Raw genomic sequence first — 17619 nt, 5'->3', positions numbered from 1 at the left:
TGTGGTGAAGGAACGCGCCGGGCGCTTGTGGCTGAAACCCGCGCAGGGTAAACCGTACTGGCCCGTCGGTGACGGCGGTCATCTGTGGTTTCACCCTGGGGAGTTGACCATGAGCGTGACGAGTCGGTACCGGCATGCCTGGGAAGGTTTCTGGCGAGAGGCATCCGACGAACCCGGGGCGGTGTTCTGGGACGCCGAACCGGACGTGACCGCCGCGGTCCACGTCGCCCTCCTCGAACCGCACCTCACCGACCCGGGGCTGCCCCTGGTCGACCTCGGCTGCGGCAACGGCACCCAGACCCGTTTCCTCGCCCAGCGCTTCCCGCGCGTCCTGGGCACCGACATATCCGAGGCCGCCCTGGACCACGCCCGGCACGCCGACCCCGCGGGACAGGCCGCCTACCGGCTCCTCGACGCGGTCGAGAAGACCGAGGCACAGGCCCTGCACCACGAGCTGAGCGACGCCAACGTCTACATGAGGGGTGTCCTGCACCAGTGCGAACCGGACGACCGGCAGCCGCTGGCCGACACCATCGCCACCCTCGTCGGCAGCCGCGGCCGGGCCTTCGTCGTGGAACTCTCCGAGGCCGCCCGCCCCGTCCTCGGCGGCCTCGCCCAGAGCCCGGCGGGGCCGCCGCCCAAGCTCGCCCCGATCTTCCGGCACGGGATCGCCCCCGGGGAGGTCGCCGACGCCGCGGTCCCCGGATACCTGCGCAGCGCCGGCCTCACCGTCCTGGCGAGCGGTGAACTTCCGCTGACGACGACCGAGTTCACCCCCGAGGGCGAGCGGATAGTGCTGCCGTCGAAGTGGCTGGTGGCCGGGCGGGAGGGCTGACGGACCACGCGGCGGACCACACACGGCGCGAGGCGGGCGGCAACCCCCCGCCTCCTGGCCCGGCCCCCTCGCGGCGCGTAACGTGACGGACCATGAAGATCCTCATCAGCGCCGACATGGAGGGCGCCACCGGGGTGACCTGGCCCGGGGACGTGCTGCCCGGGACCCCGCAGTGGGAGCGGTGCCGGTCGTTGTTCACCTCCGACGTCAACGCCGCCGTCCTCGGGTTCCACGACGGCGGTGCCGACGAGGTCCTCATCAACGAGGCCCACTGGAGCATGCGCAACCTGCTGCTTGAGCAGCTGGACGAACGCGCCGAGATGATCACCGGCCGTCACAAGACGCTCTCCATGGTCGAGGGCGTCCAGCACGGCGACGTCGACGGCGTCGCCTTCGTCGGCTACCACACCGGCGCCGGCATGGAGGGCGTCCTCGCCCACACCTACCTCGCCAACTCCATCACCGGCGTCTGGCTGAACGACGTCCGCGCCAGCGAGGGCCTGCTCAACGCACACGTGGTCGCCGAGTACGGCGTCCCCGTCATCCTCGTCACCGGCGACGACCTGGCCTGCGAGGACGCCCTCGGCTACGCGCCGGAGGCCCGCAAGGTCGCCGTCAAGGACCACGTGTCCCGGTACGCGGCGGTGTGCCGGACCCCGGCCAGGACCGCCGCCGACATCCGGGCCGCCGCCAAGGACGCGACCCGCCTCGCGGTGCGGCACGGACCGGTGACCGGCGGACCGTTCACGATCGCCCTGGAGTTCGACGCGGAACACCTCGCCCTGTCCGCCACCGTCGTCCCCGGCGTCGAGCGGATCGGCGAGCGCAAGGTGGCGTACACCGAAGGGACCATGTACGACGGCATCCGTACCTTCAAGGCGGTCACCACGATCGTCTCGGCCGCGGTGGAGGAGCAGTATGGCTGACCAGCAGGCACTGGACGAGGTCGTCCGGTTCACCTCCGAGCTGATCCGGATCGACACCAGCAACTTCGGCGGCGGCGACTGCCGGGAGCGGCCCGCCGCCGAGTACGCGGCCGAGCAGCTCGCCGGAGCGGGCCTGGAGCCGATCCTCCTGGAGCGCACCGAGGGCCGTACCAACGTCGTCGCCCGGGTCGAGGGCAGCGACCCGGCCGCCGACGCGCTGCTCGTCCACGGCCACCTCGACGTGGTGCCCGCGCAGGCCGCCGACTGGAGCGTCGACCCCTTCTCCGGAGAGGTCCGCGACGGGGTGGTGTGGGGGCGGGGCGCCGTCGACATGAAGAACATGGACGCGATGATCCTGGCGGTGGTGCGCGGCTGGGCCCGCGAGGGCGTACGGCCCCGCCGGGACATCGTGGTCGCCTTCACCGCCGACGAGGAGGCCAGCGCCGTCGACGGCTCCGGGTTCCTCGCCGACCACCACCCCGAACTGTTCGAGGGCTGCACCGAGGGCGTCGGCGAGTCCGGTGCCTTCACCTTCCACGACGGCGGCGGGCGGCAGCTCTACCCCGTCGCCGCCGGGGAGCGCGGCACCGCCTGGCTCAAGCTCACCGCGCGCGGCCGGGCCGGACACGGTTCCAAGGTGAACAAGGAGAACGCGGTCACCCGGCTCGCCGCCGCCATCGCCCGCATCGGCGAGCACACCTGGCCGCCCCGGCTCACCCCCACGGTCAGCGCGGCCCTCACCGAGATCGCCGCGCTCTACGGCATCGAGCCCGACCTGCACGAGGTCGACCTGCTCCTCGACAAGCTCGGCCCCGCCGCCAAGCTGGTCGAGGCCACCGTCCGCAACAGCGCCAACCCGACCATGCTGAACGCCGGTTACAAGGTCAACGTCATCCCCGGGGAGGCCGTCGCCTTCGTCGACGGACGCTATCTGTACGGCACCGAGGACGAGTTCCGCGCCACCCTCGACAGGCTCACGGGACCCGACGTCGACTGGGAGTTCGAGCACCGCGAGGTCGCCCTCCAGGCGCCGCTGGACGCGCCGGTCTACGCCCGGATGCGGGCCGCCGTCGAGGAGTTCGCGCCCGAGGGGCACGTGGTGCCGTACTGCATGTCCGGCGGCACCGACGCGAAGCAGTTCTCCCGGCTGGGCATCGCCGGCTACGGCTTCGCCCCGCTCAGGCTGCCCGAGGGCCTCGACTACCAGGCCCTCTTCCACGGCGTCGACGAACGCGTGCCCGTCGAGGCCCTGCACTTCGGCGTCCAGGTCCTGGACCGCTTCCTGCGCACGGCCTGACCGCGGAGGAGACAGCGTGGAGACGAAGGCGTACGGCTCATGGAGCTCGCCGGTCGACGCGGCCCTGGCCGCGGCGCACGACGGCACCCCCGACTGGGTCGGGTTCGTCGGCGGCGAACCCTGGTGGACCGAACCCCGGCCGGCCGAGGGCGGCCGCCGGACCCTGGTCCGTGGCGACACCCGGGAGTCCGTGCTGCCCGCGCCGTGGAACGTGCGCAGCCGGGTCATCGAGTACGGCGGACACCCCTGGGACGGTGCCGTACCCGTCGACGGCGGCGGGCCGCTGCTGGTCTTCGTGCACTTCGACGACCAGCGCCTGTACCGCTACGAGCCCGGCGGCGAGCCCCGCCCGCTGACCCCGCCGGGGCCCCGCTGGGCCGAACCGCGGCTGCTCCTGGACCGGGGTGAGGTGTGGTGCGTGCTGGAGGAGTCCACCGGCGACGGCCCCTCCGACGTACGGCGGGTGCCCGCCGCCGTACCCCTGGACGGCTCGGCCGCCGACGACCGGGCCGCGGTACGCGAACTCACCGTCGAACGGCACCGGTTCGTGACCGGGCCGCGGCTCTCGCCCGACGGGCGGCGGGCCGCCTGGCTGGCCTGGGACCACCCGCGGATGCCCTGGGACGGCACCGAACTGCTGGTCGGCGAGGTCGGCGACGACGGCCGGCTGCACGCGGTCCGCACGGTCGCGGGCGGACCGCGGGAGTCCGTCGCCCAGGTGGAGTGGGCGGCGGACGGCCGGCTGCTGTACGCGAGCGACCGCGACGGCTGGTGGAACCTCTACCGGGACGGCGTCTCTCCCCGGCCCTCCGGGCGGGAGGACCCCCGACTCGCTTCGCTCTGCCCGCGTGCGGAGGAGTTCGCCGGACCGCTCTGGAGGCTCGGATCCCGCTGGTTCGCGCCGCTGGCCGACGGGCTGATCGCCGTCGTGCACGGCCGCGGACCGACCGTGCTCGGCGTGCTGGACCCGGAGACCGGCGAGGTGGCCGACACCGCGGGACCCTGGGCCGAGTTCGCGCCCACCCTCGCCGTGCACGGCACCCGGGTCGTCGCGGTCGGCGCCGGGCCGCGCACCGCGCCCGAGGTCGTCGAACTCGACACCGCCTCCGGCCGCGCCCGGGTCGTCGGCACCCCGCACCACGACCCCGTCGACCCGGCCTACTACTCCGAGCCACAGGTCCGCACCTTCGCCGGACCGGGCGGCCGCGAGGTGCACGCCTACGTCCACCCGCCCCGCAACCCCGGCCACACCGCACCCGAGGGCGAGCTGCCCCCGTACGTCATCTGGGCGCACGGCGGGCCGACCAGCAGGGCGCCCCTCGTCCTCGACCTCGCGATCGCCTACTTCACCTCCCGGGGCATCGGGGTCGCCGAGGTCGACTACGGCGGCTCCACCGGGTACGGGCGGGAGTACCGGGAGCGGCTGCGCGAACAGTGGGGCGTGGTCGACGTCGAGGACTGCGCGGCCGTCGCGCTCGCCCTCGCCGAGGAGGGCAGCGCCGACCGCGCCCGGCTCGCGATCCGCGGCGGCAGCGCGGGCGGCTGGACCACCGCCGCCTCCCTGACCGGCACCGGCGTCTATGCCTGCGGCACCATCGCCTACCCGGTCCTCGACCTCGTCGGCTGGGGCGCGGGGGAGACCCACGACTTCGAGTCCCAGTACCTGGAGTCCCTGATCGGGCCGCGGGCCGAGGTGCCCGAGCGCTACGCCGAACGGTCGCCCAGCGAGCAGGTGGACCGGCTCACCGCGCCCTTCCTGCTGCTCCAGGGCCTGGACGACGTGATCTGCCCGCCCGCGCAGTGCGAACGCTTCCTGGCCCGGCTGGACGGCCGGGCGGTGCCGCACGCCTACCTCACCTTCGCGGGCGAGGGCCACGGCTTCCGCCGCGCCGAAACCCTGGTCCGCGCCCTGGAGGCCGAACTCGCCCTCTACGCGCAGGTGTTCGGCCTCGACGTGTCGGGGATCCCCGCACTGGAGCTGGTGAAGTGAGCGACGTGATCGCGGCAACCGCATCGAGGTCAGCGGCCGGAGCGGCCTCGGTGAGCGCCTTGACCAGGCCGCCGCGGCTGACCGCCGGTTCACGGGTCGCGGTCGTGGCGCCCAGCGGGCCGGTCGTGGAGGAGCGGCTCCAGGCCGGGCTCGACATCCTGCGCGGCTGGGACCTCGACCCGGTGGTGGCCCCCCATGTCCTGGCGAAGGACGGGGAGTTGGGGTACCTGGCGGGCACGGACGCCGACCGCGCGGCCGACCTCCAGCGGGCCTGGTGCGACCCGTCCGTCTCCGCCGTGCTCTCGGCACGCGGCGGCTACGGCGCCCAGCGCGTCGTCGACCTGCTCGACTGGGAGGCGATGCGGGCCGCCGGGCCGAAGGTGTTCGTCGGCTTCAGCGACGGGACGGTCCTGCACGATGCGTTCGCCACCCGGCTGGGGCTCGCCACCCTGTACGGGCCGGTGGCCGCGGGCGTGGACTTCGTCAAGAGCACCGGGGCCCAGGAGCATCTGCGGGCCACCCTGTTCGCCCCGGAGACGGTCCGCACGATCACCTCCCGGGGCACCACGCTGGTCCCCGGCCGGGCCACGGGCGTCACCGTCGGCGGCTGCCTGCGGATGCTCGCCACCGGTCTCGGCACCCCGGGCACCCACCCCGGCGTGCGCGGCGGGCTGCTCCTCCTGGAGGACGTGGGCGAGCAGCCGTACAGCCTCGACCGCAGCCTCACCCAGCTGCTGCGGTCCGGCTGGCTCGACGGCGTCGCCGGGATCCTGCTCGGGTCCTGGGACCGCTGCGGGCCGTACGAGAGGGTACGGGCGACACTCGCCGACCGGCTCGGCGGGCTCGGGGTGCCGGTGGCGGAGGAGTTCGGGTTCGGGCACTGCGCGGCCGCCCTGACGGTCCCGCTGGGGGTGACCGCGGAACTCGACGCCGACGCGGGCACCCTGACCCTGGCCGGGCCGGCGCTGTGCTGACCGCCCACCGGACGGCCGGGGCGGCGCGTAGGGTGACGGGATGCCGCACACCGCTTCCCGCTATCTCGCCGAGGGCCCCCGCGTGGGCATCCGCCACTTCAGCTACGAGGACGGCGCCGAGTTCATCGCCCGGGCCCGGGAGAGCAAGGATCTGCACCAGCCCTGGCTGTTCCCGCCCACCACGGACGCCGCCTACGCCGGTTACGCGGGGCGGCTGATCGAGGACCGCACCAAGGCCGGTTTCCTGGTGTGCGAGAAGGACGCCGACGGTGCCATCGCCGGGTTCATCAACATCAACAACATCGTCGAGGGCGGATTCCAGTGCGGTGCCCTCGGCTACGGCGTGTTCGCGCACGCGGCCGGGCGCGGACTGATGCGGGAGGCCATGGGGCTGGTCGTCGACCACGCCTTCGGGGCGATGCGCCTGCACCGCCTCGAGATCAACGCCCAGCCCGGCAACGCCGCGTCCATCGCGCTCGCGCGCGGTGCCGGCTTCCGCCTGGAGGGCTTCTCCCCGAACATGATCTACATCGACGGCGCCTGGCGCGACCACGAACGGTGGGCGATCACGGCGGAGATGCGCACGGACGGCTGACGGCCTTTGCGCAATCCTGACCCGTAGCTCCCCTGGCCGACTCACCGCGGGCCGGGTTCCATGGTGATCGTGACGAGGATCCGACGTGAGGTACTGACCCTGCCGGCGGCGGAGCTGGGCCCGGACAACCCGCTGCCCCCGCTCCGCCTCCTCGAAGACGGGGGCACCGCCCACGCCCTTCAGGCGGTGGGGGACCTCGGCGTCGACGAGCGCGAACCCGACGGCCTGCCAAGGGAGATGGCCCGGGGGATCGGCTACGGACAGCTGCGCAGCCTCCTGCCGGTCCGGATCCGCGACGGCTACGGCAGGACCCGCGAGCCCCGTGCCCTGGACGCCCTCGTGATCGAGAACGACCGGCTGCGCGCCACCGTCCTGCCCGGTCTCGGCGGCCGGGTCGGCTCCCTCGTCCACCTCCCCACGGGCCGCGAACTCCTCTACCGCAACCCGGTGTTCCAGCCCGCCAACCTGGCCCTCAACGGCGCCTGGTACGCCGGCGGGATCGAGTGGAACATCGGCGCCACCGGCCACACCACCCTCTCCTGCGCGCCCCTGCACGCGGCCCGTGTCCCAGCCCCCGACGGCGGTGAGATGCTGCGTCTGTGGGAATGGGAGCGGCTGCGTGACCTGCCCTTCCAGGTCGACCTCTGGCTGCCGGACGGCTCCGACTTCCTGTACGCCGGGGTCCGCGTGCGCAACCCGCACGAGCACCCCGTGCCGCTCTACTGGTGGTCCAGCACGGCCGTCCCCGAGGACCGCCGGATCGCCGTACCGGCCAAGGAGGCCTGGGAGTTCGGACCCGAGCGGCGGCTGCGCCGGGTGCCCGTCCCGTCGTACGACGCCCGGCACCCCTGGGCCACCGACTGGTTCTACGACATCCCGCAGGAGCGGCGCCGCTGGATCGCCGCGCTGGACGCGGACGGACACGGACTGGTGCAGACCTCCACCGACGAACTGCGCGGCCGGAAACAGTTCGTGTGGGGCTCCGGGCCCGGCGGCCGGCGCTGGCAGGAGTGGCTCGGCGCGTCCGGCACCGGCGGCTACCAGGAGATCCAGGCCGGGCTCGCCCGCACCCAGCTGGAACACGTCCGGCTCGACGCGGGCGACGAGGTGTCCTGGCTGGAGGCCTACGGGCCGCTGACGGCCCGCCCCGAGAAAGCCGGGGAGGCGCTGGAGGCCGTCCTGCCGCGCGCCGCACTCGACGCCGCCCGTGCCGCCTGGCAGCCGTACGCCGACGCCGAACCCGGCGAACTCCTCGCCACCGGCTCCGGCTGGGGCGCCCTCGAAGTGCTGCGCGCGGACCGGAAGCTGCCCGGCACGCCGTTCGCCGAGTCGACGCTGGGCGAGGAACAGGAGCCCTGGCACGAGCTGTTGCGCACCGGCACGCTGCCCGAACCCCGCCGGGTACGGCCGCCGGGGCCGACGCTGGTCGCCCCGCACTGGCGGGACATGCTGGAGACGGCCCCCGCCACCCCGCACACCGAGTACCACCTCGGCGTGGCCCAGTGGCACGCCGGGGACCGCGCCCAGGCCGTCCGCAGCTGGGAACGCGGCCTCCAGCTCGCGCCGTCCCTGTGGCCGTTGCTGCGCTGTCTCGCCGTCGCGGACCAGGAGTACGGGCATCACGAGCGGGCCGCCGAGCGGTACGCCGACGCCTTCGACGACCTGTGCCGGGAACGCCGTGACGACGGCGAGACCTGGACGGCGGCCTGCGCGGCGCTCGGCCGCGAGGCCCTGGAAGCGCTGCTGCGGGTACGGCGGGTCGCGGACGCCCGCGCCGTGTGGGAGGCGCTGCTGCCCGCGACCCGGGAGCGGGGCCGGTTCCGGCTCCTGGAGGCGGAGCTGCTGCTCGCGGAGGGACGGCCGCGGGCCGCCCGGGCCGTGTTCGACAGCGGCTTCGAGGTCGCCGACCTGCGGGAGGGCGCGGACGTCGTCGACCGGTTGTGGGCGCGGCTCGGCGACGAGCCGCTGCCCGGCCGGTACGACTTCCGCCTGCGGCCGCCCGGCCCCTGATCAGGCCTGGTGCTGGTCGACGTACTCGAAGATCGAGCCGTCCGGGTGCATCGCGAGCAGGTTGCGGCCGGCCGGTGTCGGCACCGGTCCCGCGATGATCTGCGCGCCGAGGCCGCTGAGCAGCCGGTGCGCCTCCGTGACGTCCTTGACCGCGATGGTCGCGGACACCTTGCGCAGCACCTCCAGCTCCGCCTCCGGGCCGCTCATCAGAAGGAACGAGCCGACCGCGGCGACCTGGACGCCGCCGCGTTCGAACCGGCTGGCCCTGCCGCCGGAGAGACGTTCGTAGAACGGGATCGCGGTATCGAGGTCGTCGACGCAGATGCGCAGGGAGGCGCCCAGAATCTCCATGCGACGAGCCTAGTTGGCGTCGGGCGCGATGGTGCCACCTCCGGTGGTCCCCTGTTACTGCGATTCGGGTCCGGGTACCCGCCCCCCATGGACCACATCGACCATCTGGACCATCTGGACAAGGAGCTCGTCGACGAACTGGCGCAGGTCGCACGCGAGACCGTCCGCGACGAACTGCGCGAACAGGGCCGCAAGCGGCGGCGCACGGCGGCCCTGTACGCGGCCTCCGGCGCGGTCGCCCTGTACGCGGGGGCCGCGGTCGCGCTGGCCGTGGGGCTGGCACTGGCGATCGTGCTGCCCGGCTGGGCCGCGGCGCTGGTCACCGCGGTGCTCCTCGGCGCGGTCGCCGCTCTGCTGCGGGAGGCGGGCCGCCCCAAGGGCCCGCGGGCCCCGCACCCGATGGCGGGCGCCACGACACCCGGGGACCCGCGGAGCGGCACCGGACTGCCGTACCCGCCGATGCCGACCGAGCCGCCGGCCACACCCGGCACGGACGGCGGCACACCGCCGCGGCGCGTCTGACCCGCGCCCGACCCGCCCTGACACAGTGAGCCCGCCCTGACCCAGTGAGACAGGGGGCCGCGGGCCGTTCGGCGGGCGCGGTACGACCGCCCCGCCTACGGTTACGTGGGAGGCCTCGGACCCGGCCCGCACCCCGGGCTGCGCGCCGTGAGCGGCCGGCACCGGACGGTGACCGCCGGGCCGGTTCCGCGCGGGGAGTGCGGACCCGCGGGGGACGGGTACCCGGGTCCGTGCCGGACACCCCCGGAAGGAGCCCCATGAACACCGCCGAACTCGTAGAACTCGCCCAGCAGTTGCGCGTGGACAGCGTACGGGCGGCCGCCGCTGCCGAGTCCGGGCATCCGACCTCGTCGATGTCCGCCGCCGATGTGATGGCGGTCCTGCTCGCCCGCCATCTGCGCTACGACTTCGACCAGCCCACCCACCCCGGCAACGACCGCTTCATCCTCTCCAAGGGACACGCCTCCCCACTGCTCTACGCCGCGTACAAGGCGGCCGGCGCCATCGACGACGCCGAACTGCTCACCTTCCGCAAGCTCGGCAGCCACCTGGAGGGGCACCCCACACCGCGCCGGCTGCCCTGGGTCGAGACGGCCACCGGCTCCCTCGGCCAGGGCCTGCCCGTCGGCGTCGGCATCGCCCTCTCCGGGAAGCGGCTGGAACACGGCCGCTACCGGGTCTGGGTGCTGTGCGGGGACAGCGAGCTGGCGGAGGGCTCCGTCTGGGAGGCCGCCGAGCACGCCGGGTACGAGCATCTCGACAACCTCACCGTGATCGTGGACGTCAACCGGCTCGGCCAGCGCGGCCCCACCCGGCACGGCCACGACCTCGACGCCTACGCGCGCCGCTTCCAGGCCTTCGGCTGGCACACCGTGGAGATCGACGGCCACGACGTGGACGCCGTCGACCGCGCCTGCGGCGAGGCCGCGTCCACCGCGGGCCAGCCCACCGTGATCCTCGCCCGCACCCGCAAGGGCCGGGGGGTCGCCGCCGTCGAGGACCGCGAGGGCATGCACGGCAAGCCGCTGCCGGACGCCGAGGAGGCCATCGCCGAACTGGGCGGTCAGCGTGACCTGCGCGTCCACGTGAAGGAGCCCCCGGCGGCCCGCGCGCCGCACTCCGCGTCCACCGGACCGCTGGAACTGCCGCGCTACGACAAGGGGGACGAGGTCCCCACCCGTGACGCCTTCGGCAAGGCACTCGTCGCGCTCGGCCGCGCCCGCGCCGACGTCGTCGCACTGGACGGCGAGGTCGGCGACTCCACCAGGACCGAGCTCTTCGGCAAGGAACACCCCGACCGCTACTTCGAGTTCTACATCGCCGAACAGCAACTCGTCGCAGGCGCCGTCGGCATGGCCACCCGCGGCTGGGTGCCGTACGCCTCGACCTTCGCCGCCTTCCTCACCCGCGCCCACGACTTCGTGCGGATGGCCTCGATCAGCGGCAGCGGCATCAACCTGGTCGGCTCGCACGCGGGCTCGGCGATCGGGCAGGACGGGCCCTCGCAGATGGGCCTGGAGGACCTGGCGATGTTCCGCTCGGTGTACGGCTCGACCGTGCTGTACCCGTGCGACGCCAACCAGACCGCCAAGCTCGTCGCGACCATGGCGGATCTCGACGGCATCCGCTACCTGCGCACCTCGCGCGGCGCCGCCCCGGTGATCTACGGCCCGGACGAGGAGTTCCCGGTCGGCGGCAGCAAGGTGCTGCGCTCCTCCGACGAGGACCGGCTGACCGTGGTCGCCGCCGGGGTCACCCTGCACGAGGCACTGAAGGCCGCCGACGCGCTCGCCGAGGACGGCATCCGGATCCGGGTCGTCGACCTGTACTCCGTCAAGCCCGTCGACCGGCGCACCCTGTACCGCGCGGCCGAGGAGACCGGCTGTCTGCTCACCGTCGAGGACCACCACGAGGAGGGCGGGCTCGGCGACGCGGTCGCGGAGGCGTTCGGGGACGGCAGGCCGGTGCCGCGCCTGGTCCGGCTCGCCGTACGGACCATGCCGGGGTCGGCCGCGCCCGACCAGCAGCTGCACGCCGCCGGCATCGACGCCGAGGCGATCGCGGCGGCCGGGCGGCTGCTCGTCGAGGAGGCGGTCGTGCGGTGACCGGCGGCGAGCGGCGGCCGGTACGGGCCGGCCGCCGCACCGTGGAGGTGCACCGCCCCGGCAAGGTCCTGTTCCCCGGCGGTGACGGGGCGCCCGAGTACACGAAGGCCGACCTGGTGGAGTACTACAGGTCGGTCGCGCCCTTCCTGCTGCCGCAGCTGCGCGGCCGCCCGCTGATGCTGGAGCGGTACCCGGACGGCCTGGACGGGCCCCGGTTCATGCAGAAGAACACCCCGGACCACTACCCGGAGTGGATCGAGCGGGCCGAGGTCGCCAAGGAGGGCGGCACGGTCACCCATGTGGTCTGCGACGACACCGCCACCCTCGTCTACCTCGCCGACCAGGCCTGTCTCACCCTGCACCGCTGGCTGTCGCGGGCCACGGCACCCGACCGCCCCGACCGCCTGGTGCTGGACCTGGACCCGGCCGGCGAGGACTTCGCCGCGGTACGGGAGACCGCCGGCTGGGCCCGCGACCTGCTGGACCGGCTGGGGCTGCCGTCGGCACCGATGACCACCGGCTCCCGCGGGGTCCACCTCGTCGTGCCGCTGAACGGCCGGCACCACTTCGACGAGGTCCGCGCCTTCGCCCGCGACCTCGCCGAACTGCTCGCCGCCGAGCACCCCGACCGGCTCACCACCGCCGTCCGCAAGGAGGAACGCGGTGACCGGCTCTTCCTGGACATGGGGCGCAACGCCTACGCGCAGACCGCCGTGGCCCCCTACACGGTGCGGGCCAGGCCCGGAGCCCCCGTCGCCGTACCCCTCACCTGGGACCAGCTCGCCGATCCCGCCGTCGACGCCCGCCGCTGGACGATCGCCGACGCCGCCGACCAGGCCCGGACCGGCCCCTGGGCCGAGGTGCCCGGCCGGGGCAGGGCGCTGGGTCCGGCCCGGCGCAGGCTGGACGCGCTACGGAAAGAGGCCGTCCGACCGCGCAGCGTGTCCGGGTGAATGTGAAGGTTTGAGCGGGGTACCTCCGGCCACTCGGACAGAGAGGTGGCCATGACGAACACACACGACACGTCAGAGACACACGATTCACGCCAGGAACGCAACCACGACAAGGAACCCCACGCGGCCGCGCAGAACCGGCCGGGCCCCATGGACGTACTGCGTCAGGCACGCTCCCAGCTCACCGAACTCACCGGCATGGTCGCCGAGTCGGTGTCGTCCTTCGAACAGACGGAGGACGGCTGGGCGTTGGAGGTCGAGGTGCTCGAGCTCCAGAGGGTGCCCGACACGATGAGCCTGATGGCGAGCTACCAGGTCGAACTCGACCCGCAGGGGCAGCTCACCGGGTACCGGCGGGTCCGCCGCTACGAGCGCGGACGTGCCGACGCCAGGCCGGGCGGCCGTTAGGCCGCTTCACCCGCGACCACGGACGGTTCCCACGACAAGGAGGTCGGACAGGCATGACCGTAGTACCCGCACAGCAGACCGGCGGAGGCGGCTCCAGCGGCCTCTACGACGTGCTCGAACTCGTTCTCGACCGAGGACTGGTCATCGACGCGTTCGTGCGGGTCTCTCTCGTCGGCATCGAGATCCTGAAGATCGACGTGCGGGTCGTCGTCGCCAGCGTGGACACCTATCTGCGCTTCGCCGAGGCCTGCAACCGGCTCGACCTGGAGTCGGGCCCCAACAAGAGCCCCGGGCTGCCCGAGATCGTCGGTGAGGTCACCGAGTCCGGCGCCCGCGGAAAGTCCAAGGGCGCGCTGTCCGGCGCCGCGCAGACCATCTCCGACGCCTTCCAGCAGGCCCGCGACGAGCACTCGGGTGAGACCGAGTCCCGGCCGCGTGCGCGCAAGTCGACCGCGTCCCGCCGGAAGGAGGAGCAGGAGTGAGTACGTACGTCTACGGCATCACGGCCGCGGCACACCCCTCCCTGCCCGAGGGCATGGGCGGGGTGGGCGACCCGCCGTGCCCGGTCCGAGTGATCACCGAGGGTGAGCTGTCCGCGGTGGTCAGTGAGGCCCCCGAAGGGCTGCGGCCCAAGCGCCGGGACCTCCTCGCCCATCAGAACGTGCTGGCCGAGGCGGGTGGCGGGGGCTGCGTGCTGCCGATGCGGTTCGGCAGCGTCGCCCCGGACGACCAGACCGTCGCGGGCGTGCTCGCCGAACGCGCCGACCACTATCTGGAACGGCTGCGCACGCTCGACGGCAGGGTCGAGTACAACGTCAAGGCCAGCCACATCGAGGACGCCGTGCTGCATCGCGTGATGTCCGAGAACGCGGACCTGCGCGCCCTCGCCGAGTCCAACCGGCGGTCCGGCGGCGGAAGCTACGAGAGCCGGCTCCAGCTCGGCGAGATGGTGGCGGCCGCCGTCCAGGCCCGGGAGGCCGAGGACGCGGGGGAGCTGGAGCGGGCACTGGCGCCCAAGGCCGCGGCCGTGAGCGTGGGCCCCGAGTCGACGGGCTGGCTCGCCAACCTGTCGTTCCTGGTGGACCGGGACGAGGCCGAGAAGTTCATCGCCGAGGTCGACCGGCTGCGCAGCAGCCATCCGCACCTCGACGTGCGGATCAACGGCCCGCTGCCGCCGTACAGCTTTGTCGAACCCGGGCCCTCCGAGCCCGCGGGCACCATCGCCGGCGGTGCGGAGGGCGGTCAGGAGTAAGGCTCATGGGACTCGTCACGGAGCTGCTGCTCCTGCCGTTCGCGCCGGTGCGGGGCAGCGCCTGGGTCATCGAGCAGGTGGTGAACGAGGCGGAGCGGATCTACTACGACCCCGCAACCGTCCGGGCCGAACTGGGCCGGCTGGAAGAGCGGCTGGAGGCCGGCGAGATCGACGAGGAGGAGTTCGACCGGGCCGAGGACGAACTCCTCGACCGGCTGGAGACCGCCCTGCGCACTGACGCGGGGCACGGCAATGGGACGCATATATGAATCGCATGGGACTGGGCCTCGCGATCGGGGCCGGATATCTCCTGGGCAGGACCAAGAAGCTCAAAATGGCCGTCGCCGTGGGTTCGGTGGTGGCGGGCAAGCGGCTGAACCTGGGCCCGAAGGCCCTGCTGGACCTCGCCAACCAGCAACTGCGGGCCAACCCGCAGTTCAAGGAGATAGGCGACCAGTTGCGCCAGGACCTGCGCGGGGTCGGCAAGGCCGCCTCCGGCGCCATGGTCGAACGCCAGCTGGACGCCTTCACCAACCGGCTGCACGGCCGTACGGAACAGGTGCGCGACCAGCTGGCCGGCGTCGTACCGGACGCCGGTGACGTCGGCCTCGGCGGCGGCCGGTCCGACAAGGACGCCGAGGACGCCGAGGACACCACGGACGAGGACGCCACGGACGCCACGGACGAGGACACCTCGGACGAGGACACCGAGGCGGAGAACGGCAGGTCCGAGGACGACGAGTCCGAGGACGACGGGTCCGAGGACGACGCCGGGGACGGGCGCGGCCGCCAGGACAAGGCGCCCGCGAAGAAGGCGGCGAAGAAGGCTCCGGCCAAGCAGGCCGCGGCGAAGAAGGCGCCCGCCAAGAAGGCGCCCGCCAAGAAGGCTCCGGCCAGGAAGGCGCCCGCCAAGAAGGCCGCACAGGGCCGCGCCGCCGCCAAGAAGACGGCCGGCCGTGCCCGGCCGAAGGGAGGCGGTGACCGATGAACACCGGACCGATCGGCGACACGGCCCGCTCCGAGGCCGTCGAACGCCTGAAGGCGGAAGTGCAGGAGTACCTCGCCGCCCAGGCCCAGCGCCTGCTGGTGGGCGCGGGGACCAAGCTCGGCGAGGCCACGGGCAAGCTCACCGACATCGCCGAGGGCAACAGCCCCGGCTTCGGCAAGCTCGCCCTCGACGCAGGCCGCAAGGTCGCCGAGGGCAAGGGGCCGGTGCGTTCCGCCCTGGAACTCGGCCTCTCCCACGCCAAGGACACCGTCATGGACAAGGTGAAGAACCTGGGGGGCGGTAAGGGCAAGGGGAAGGGCAAGGGCTCGGGGCAGAAGCCGACCGTCATCATCGAATCCGTCGACGTCGGCGTCCCGGTGCGCACGGCCTACGACCAGTGGACCCGCTACCAGGACTTCAGCACCTTCGCCAAGGGCGTCAAGAGCGCCGGCCGGGCCGACGACACCACGTCGGACTGGCAGGGGAAGATCTGGTGGTCCAGCCGCAGCTGGAAGGGGAAGACGCTCGAGCAGGTCCCCGACTACCGCATCCAGTGGTCGTCGGAGGGCGCCAAGGGCACCCACAAGGGCGTCGTGACCTTCCACCGGCTCGACGACAACCTCACCCGCATCCTGCTGGTGATCGAGTACTACCCCAGCGGCTTCTTCGAGAAGACCGCCAACATCTGGCGCGCCTCCGGCCGCCGAGCCCGGCTCGACCTCAAGCACTACGCCCGCCACATCTCCATGAAGGGAGAGGTGGACGACGGCTGGCGCGGCGAGATCCGCGACGGCGAGGTCGTCGTGAGCCACGAGGACGCCCTGGCCGAGGAGGAGAACGCCGAGGACGAGAACGCCGAGGGGCAGGACGAGGAGTCCTACGAGGGCGAGGAACCCTACGACGAGGCGGAGGAGGGCCCGGAGGAGGACGATGAGGAGGAGACCGAAGAGTCCGACGAGTCCGGGGAGCCCGAGGAGTACGAGGCCGAGGACGACGAGGACTACGAGGAGGACGAGGAGGGCGAGGAGGAACCCGAGGACGAGCTGGAGGACGAGGAGGAGTACGCCGAGTCCGGGAGCCGTCGATGACGATGGCCGGTCGGCTGCCCGAGCCGTACGGACGTGACGGCGGCGGGGCGAACCTCGCCGACATCCTGGAGCGCGTCCTCGACAAGGGCATCGTGATCGCCGGCGACATCAGGATCAACCTGCTCGACATCGAACTGCTCACCATCAAGCTTCGCCTGGTCGTCGCCTCCGTCGACCGGGCGAAGGAGATGGGCATCGACTGGTGGGAGCACGACCCGGAGCTGTCCACCCGGGCCCGGAGCGACCAGCTCACCAGGGAGAACCACGAGCTGCGGGAGCGGCTCGCGGCCCTGGAGGCGCTGGAGGCGGGCCGCGGACAGCACCAGAAGGAGGACGGATGACCGCTCAGGGCGGACTCCGCTACGTCTACGCCGTCTGCCGGCCCTTCGAGGCGGCCCTTCAGGCCCAGCTCACCGGCGTGGGCGGCACCCCGCCGGGGCTGCTCAGGCACCACGGCCTGGTCGCCGTCGTCAGTACGGTCCCCGAACGGGACTTCTCCGAGGCGTCGCTGCGCGACCATCTGGAGGACCTGGACTGGCTCGCCGCGACCGCCCGGGCCCACCAGGGCGTGATCGACGCGCTCACCACGGTGACCACCCCGCTGCCGCTCCGGCTCGCCACCGTCTTCCGGGACGACAGCGGCGTACGGACCATGATGGAGAGCCGCGAGGAGGACTTCCTGCATACCCTCGACCGGCTCGAAGGCCGCGTCGAGTGGGGTGTGAAGCTGTACGCCGAGGCGTCGGAGCCCGAGCGGCCGCCGACGCCCGCCGGGCGGCCCGCCAGCGGTCGTGACTACCTGCGGCAGCGGCGGTCACGGACCCGTGAGCACGAGGAGAAATGGCAGGCCGCCGAGGAATTCGCCCGTTCGCTGCACGAGCGTCTCTCCGAGCGTGCCGAGGACTCCCGGCTGCATCCGCCGCAGAACGCCACGCTGTCCGGGGTCTCCGGGCAGAACCTGCTCAACGCCGCTTATCTGGTGCGGCGCGCGGATTCCGAGGAATTCGTGGAACTGGTCGACCGTACGAAGGACGAGGCGCCGGGAATGCGCGTGGAACTCACCGGGCCCTGGGCCGCCTACTCCTTCACCGAACCCGTGGAGGCGACGCGGCGGGAGGAGTCCCGGTGACCGTCGTCGAACGCCGTGAGGTCGCCCTGGTCGACCTGCTCGACCGGCTGCTGGCCGGCGGGGTCGTCATCACCGGCGACATCACCCTGCGCATCGCGGACGTCGACCTCGTCCGCATCGACCTCAACGCGCTGATCAGCTCGGTCAACGCCCAAGTGCCCGCACCCTGGGGGGAGCCGACGTGAGCGAGCAGCGC

The 17619-nt window shown here is 73.2% G+C and carries 20 protein-coding genes; 19 read left to right on the top strand and 1 reads right to left on the bottom strand.

The features are described 5' to 3' along the window. The first annotated feature begins 109 nt into the window (after positions 1-109). From MB828_RS01725 to MB828_RS01695, 7 genes are all read left to right on the top strand, one after another. The gene (locus MB828_RS01725; protein ID WP_301646624.1) at positions 110-835 is read left to right on the top strand and encodes a class I SAM-dependent methyltransferase; all 726 of its coding nucleotides are present in this window, start codon (positions 110-112) and stop codon (positions 833-835) included. A 92-nt stretch (positions 836-927) separates the two neighbouring features. Continuing rightward, a complete protein-coding gene (locus MB828_RS01720; protein WP_301646623.1) occupies positions 928-1761 on the top strand; it encodes a M55 family metallopeptidase in 834 nt (277 codons plus the stop codon). Next, positions 1754-3058 carry a M20/M25/M40 family metallo-hydrolase gene (locus MB828_RS01715; protein ID WP_301646622.1) on the top strand — a complete coding sequence of 435 codons (1305 nt, stop codon included), beginning with the start codon at positions 1754-1756 and terminating at the stop codon, positions 3056-3058. Before MB828_RS01720 ends, MB828_RS01715 begins: the two co-directional genes overlap by 8 nt. 16 nt (positions 3059-3074) lie before the next feature. Further along, on the top strand, positions 3075-5048 hold the full coding sequence (locus MB828_RS01710) for a prolyl oligopeptidase family serine peptidase (protein WP_301646621.1): 1974 nt from the start codon (positions 3075-3077) through the stop codon (positions 5046-5048). A 50-nt stretch (positions 5049-5098) separates the two neighbouring features. After that, positions 5099-6022, top strand: a complete 924-nt coding sequence (locus MB828_RS01705) for a S66 peptidase family protein (RefSeq protein WP_301646620.1) — start codon at positions 5099-5101, stop codon at positions 6020-6022. Positions 6023-6062: 40 nt separating this feature from the next. Beyond that, the gene (locus tag MB828_RS01700) at positions 6063-6617 is read left to right on the top strand and encodes a GNAT family N-acetyltransferase (protein ID WP_301646619.1); all 555 of its coding nucleotides are present in this window, start codon (positions 6063-6065) and stop codon (positions 6615-6617) included. A 60-nt stretch (positions 6618-6677) separates the two neighbouring features. Next, positions 6678-8627: a DUF5107 domain-containing protein gene (locus MB828_RS01695; protein WP_301646618.1), complete on the top strand. Its 1950-nt coding sequence runs from the start codon at positions 6678-6680 to the stop codon at positions 8625-8627. Here the strand turns inward: MB828_RS01695 and MB828_RS01690 are convergent, their stop codons facing one another. Beyond that, positions 8628-8978 carry a VOC family protein gene (locus MB828_RS01690; RefSeq protein WP_301646617.1) on the bottom strand — a complete coding sequence of 117 codons (351 nt, stop codon included), beginning with the start codon at positions 8976-8978 and terminating at the stop codon, positions 8628-8630. A gap of 87 nt (positions 8979-9065) precedes the next feature. Between MB828_RS01690 and MB828_RS01685 the strand changes: the two genes are divergently transcribed. The 12 genes from MB828_RS01685 (at position 9066) to MB828_RS01630 (ending at position 17608) form a co-directional block, all read left to right on the top strand. After that, positions 9066-9500 carry a phage holin family protein gene (locus tag MB828_RS01685; protein ID WP_301646616.1) on the top strand — a complete coding sequence of 145 codons (435 nt, stop codon included), beginning with the start codon at positions 9066-9068 and terminating at the stop codon, positions 9498-9500. A gap of 257 nt (positions 9501-9757) precedes the next feature. After that, positions 9758-11605, top strand: coding sequence for a transketolase (locus MB828_RS01680; protein ID WP_301646615.1), 1848 nt, complete (start codon positions 9758-9760; stop codon positions 11603-11605). After that, positions 11602-12558, top strand: a complete 957-nt coding sequence (gene ligD / locus MB828_RS01675; RefSeq protein ID WP_301646614.1) for a non-homologous end-joining DNA ligase — start codon at positions 11602-11604, stop codon at positions 12556-12558. The genes MB828_RS01680 and ligD overlap by 4 nt, the downstream gene beginning before the upstream one ends. Positions 12559-12609: 51 nt before the next feature. Beyond that, positions 12610-12966 (top strand): gas vesicle protein, encoded by a 357-nt coding sequence (locus tag MB828_RS01670; protein WP_301646613.1) that lies wholly within the window; start codon positions 12610-12612, stop codon positions 12964-12966. A gap of 53 nt (positions 12967-13019) precedes the next feature. Beyond that, positions 13020-13448, top strand: a complete 429-nt coding sequence (locus MB828_RS01665; RefSeq protein WP_046730139.1) for a gas vesicle structural protein GvpA — start codon at positions 13020-13022, stop codon at positions 13446-13448. After that, positions 13445-14218, top strand: a complete 774-nt coding sequence (locus tag MB828_RS01660; protein ID WP_301646612.1) for a GvpL/GvpF family gas vesicle protein — start codon at positions 13445-13447, stop codon at positions 14216-14218. The genes MB828_RS01665 and MB828_RS01660 overlap by 4 nt, the downstream gene beginning before the upstream one ends. Before the next feature lie 5 nt (positions 14219-14223). Next, on the top strand, positions 14224-14487 hold the full coding sequence (locus MB828_RS01655; RefSeq protein WP_133026234.1) for a gas vesicle protein GvpG: 264 nt from the start codon (positions 14224-14226) through the stop codon (positions 14485-14487). After that, positions 14484-15206: a hypothetical protein gene (locus MB828_RS01650; protein ID WP_301646611.1), complete on the top strand. Its 723-nt coding sequence runs from the start codon at positions 14484-14486 to the stop codon at positions 15204-15206. Before MB828_RS01655 ends, MB828_RS01650 begins: the two co-directional genes overlap by 4 nt. Further along, entirely contained in the window at positions 15203-16294 is a 1092-nt protein-coding gene (locus tag MB828_RS01645; RefSeq protein ID WP_301646610.1) for an SRPBCC family protein, read from the top strand. The genes MB828_RS01650 and MB828_RS01645 overlap by 4 nt, the downstream gene beginning before the upstream one ends. Beyond that, positions 16291-16635 carry a gas vesicle protein gene (locus MB828_RS01640; protein ID WP_046730144.1) on the top strand — a complete coding sequence of 115 codons (345 nt, stop codon included), beginning with the start codon at positions 16291-16293 and terminating at the stop codon, positions 16633-16635. Before MB828_RS01645 ends, MB828_RS01640 begins: the two co-directional genes overlap by 4 nt. Continuing rightward, entirely contained in the window at positions 16632-17423 is a 792-nt protein-coding gene (locus MB828_RS01635) for a GvpL/GvpF family gas vesicle protein (RefSeq protein ID WP_301646609.1), read from the top strand. The genes MB828_RS01640 and MB828_RS01635 overlap by 4 nt, the downstream gene beginning before the upstream one ends. Further along, positions 17420-17608 carry a gas vesicle protein gene (locus MB828_RS01630; protein WP_046730146.1) on the top strand — a complete coding sequence of 63 codons (189 nt, stop codon included), beginning with the start codon at positions 17420-17422 and terminating at the stop codon, positions 17606-17608. The genes MB828_RS01635 and MB828_RS01630 overlap by 4 nt, the downstream gene beginning before the upstream one ends. Positions 17609-17619 lie beyond the last annotated feature (11 nt).

The sequence above is a fragment of the Streptomyces arenae genome (genome assembly GCF_022343545.1).
Taxonomy (GTDB): domain Bacteria; phylum Actinomycetota; class Actinomycetes; order Streptomycetales; family Streptomycetaceae; genus Streptomyces; species Streptomyces humi.
This window is presented reverse-complemented; position numbering and strand designations above follow the sequence as displayed.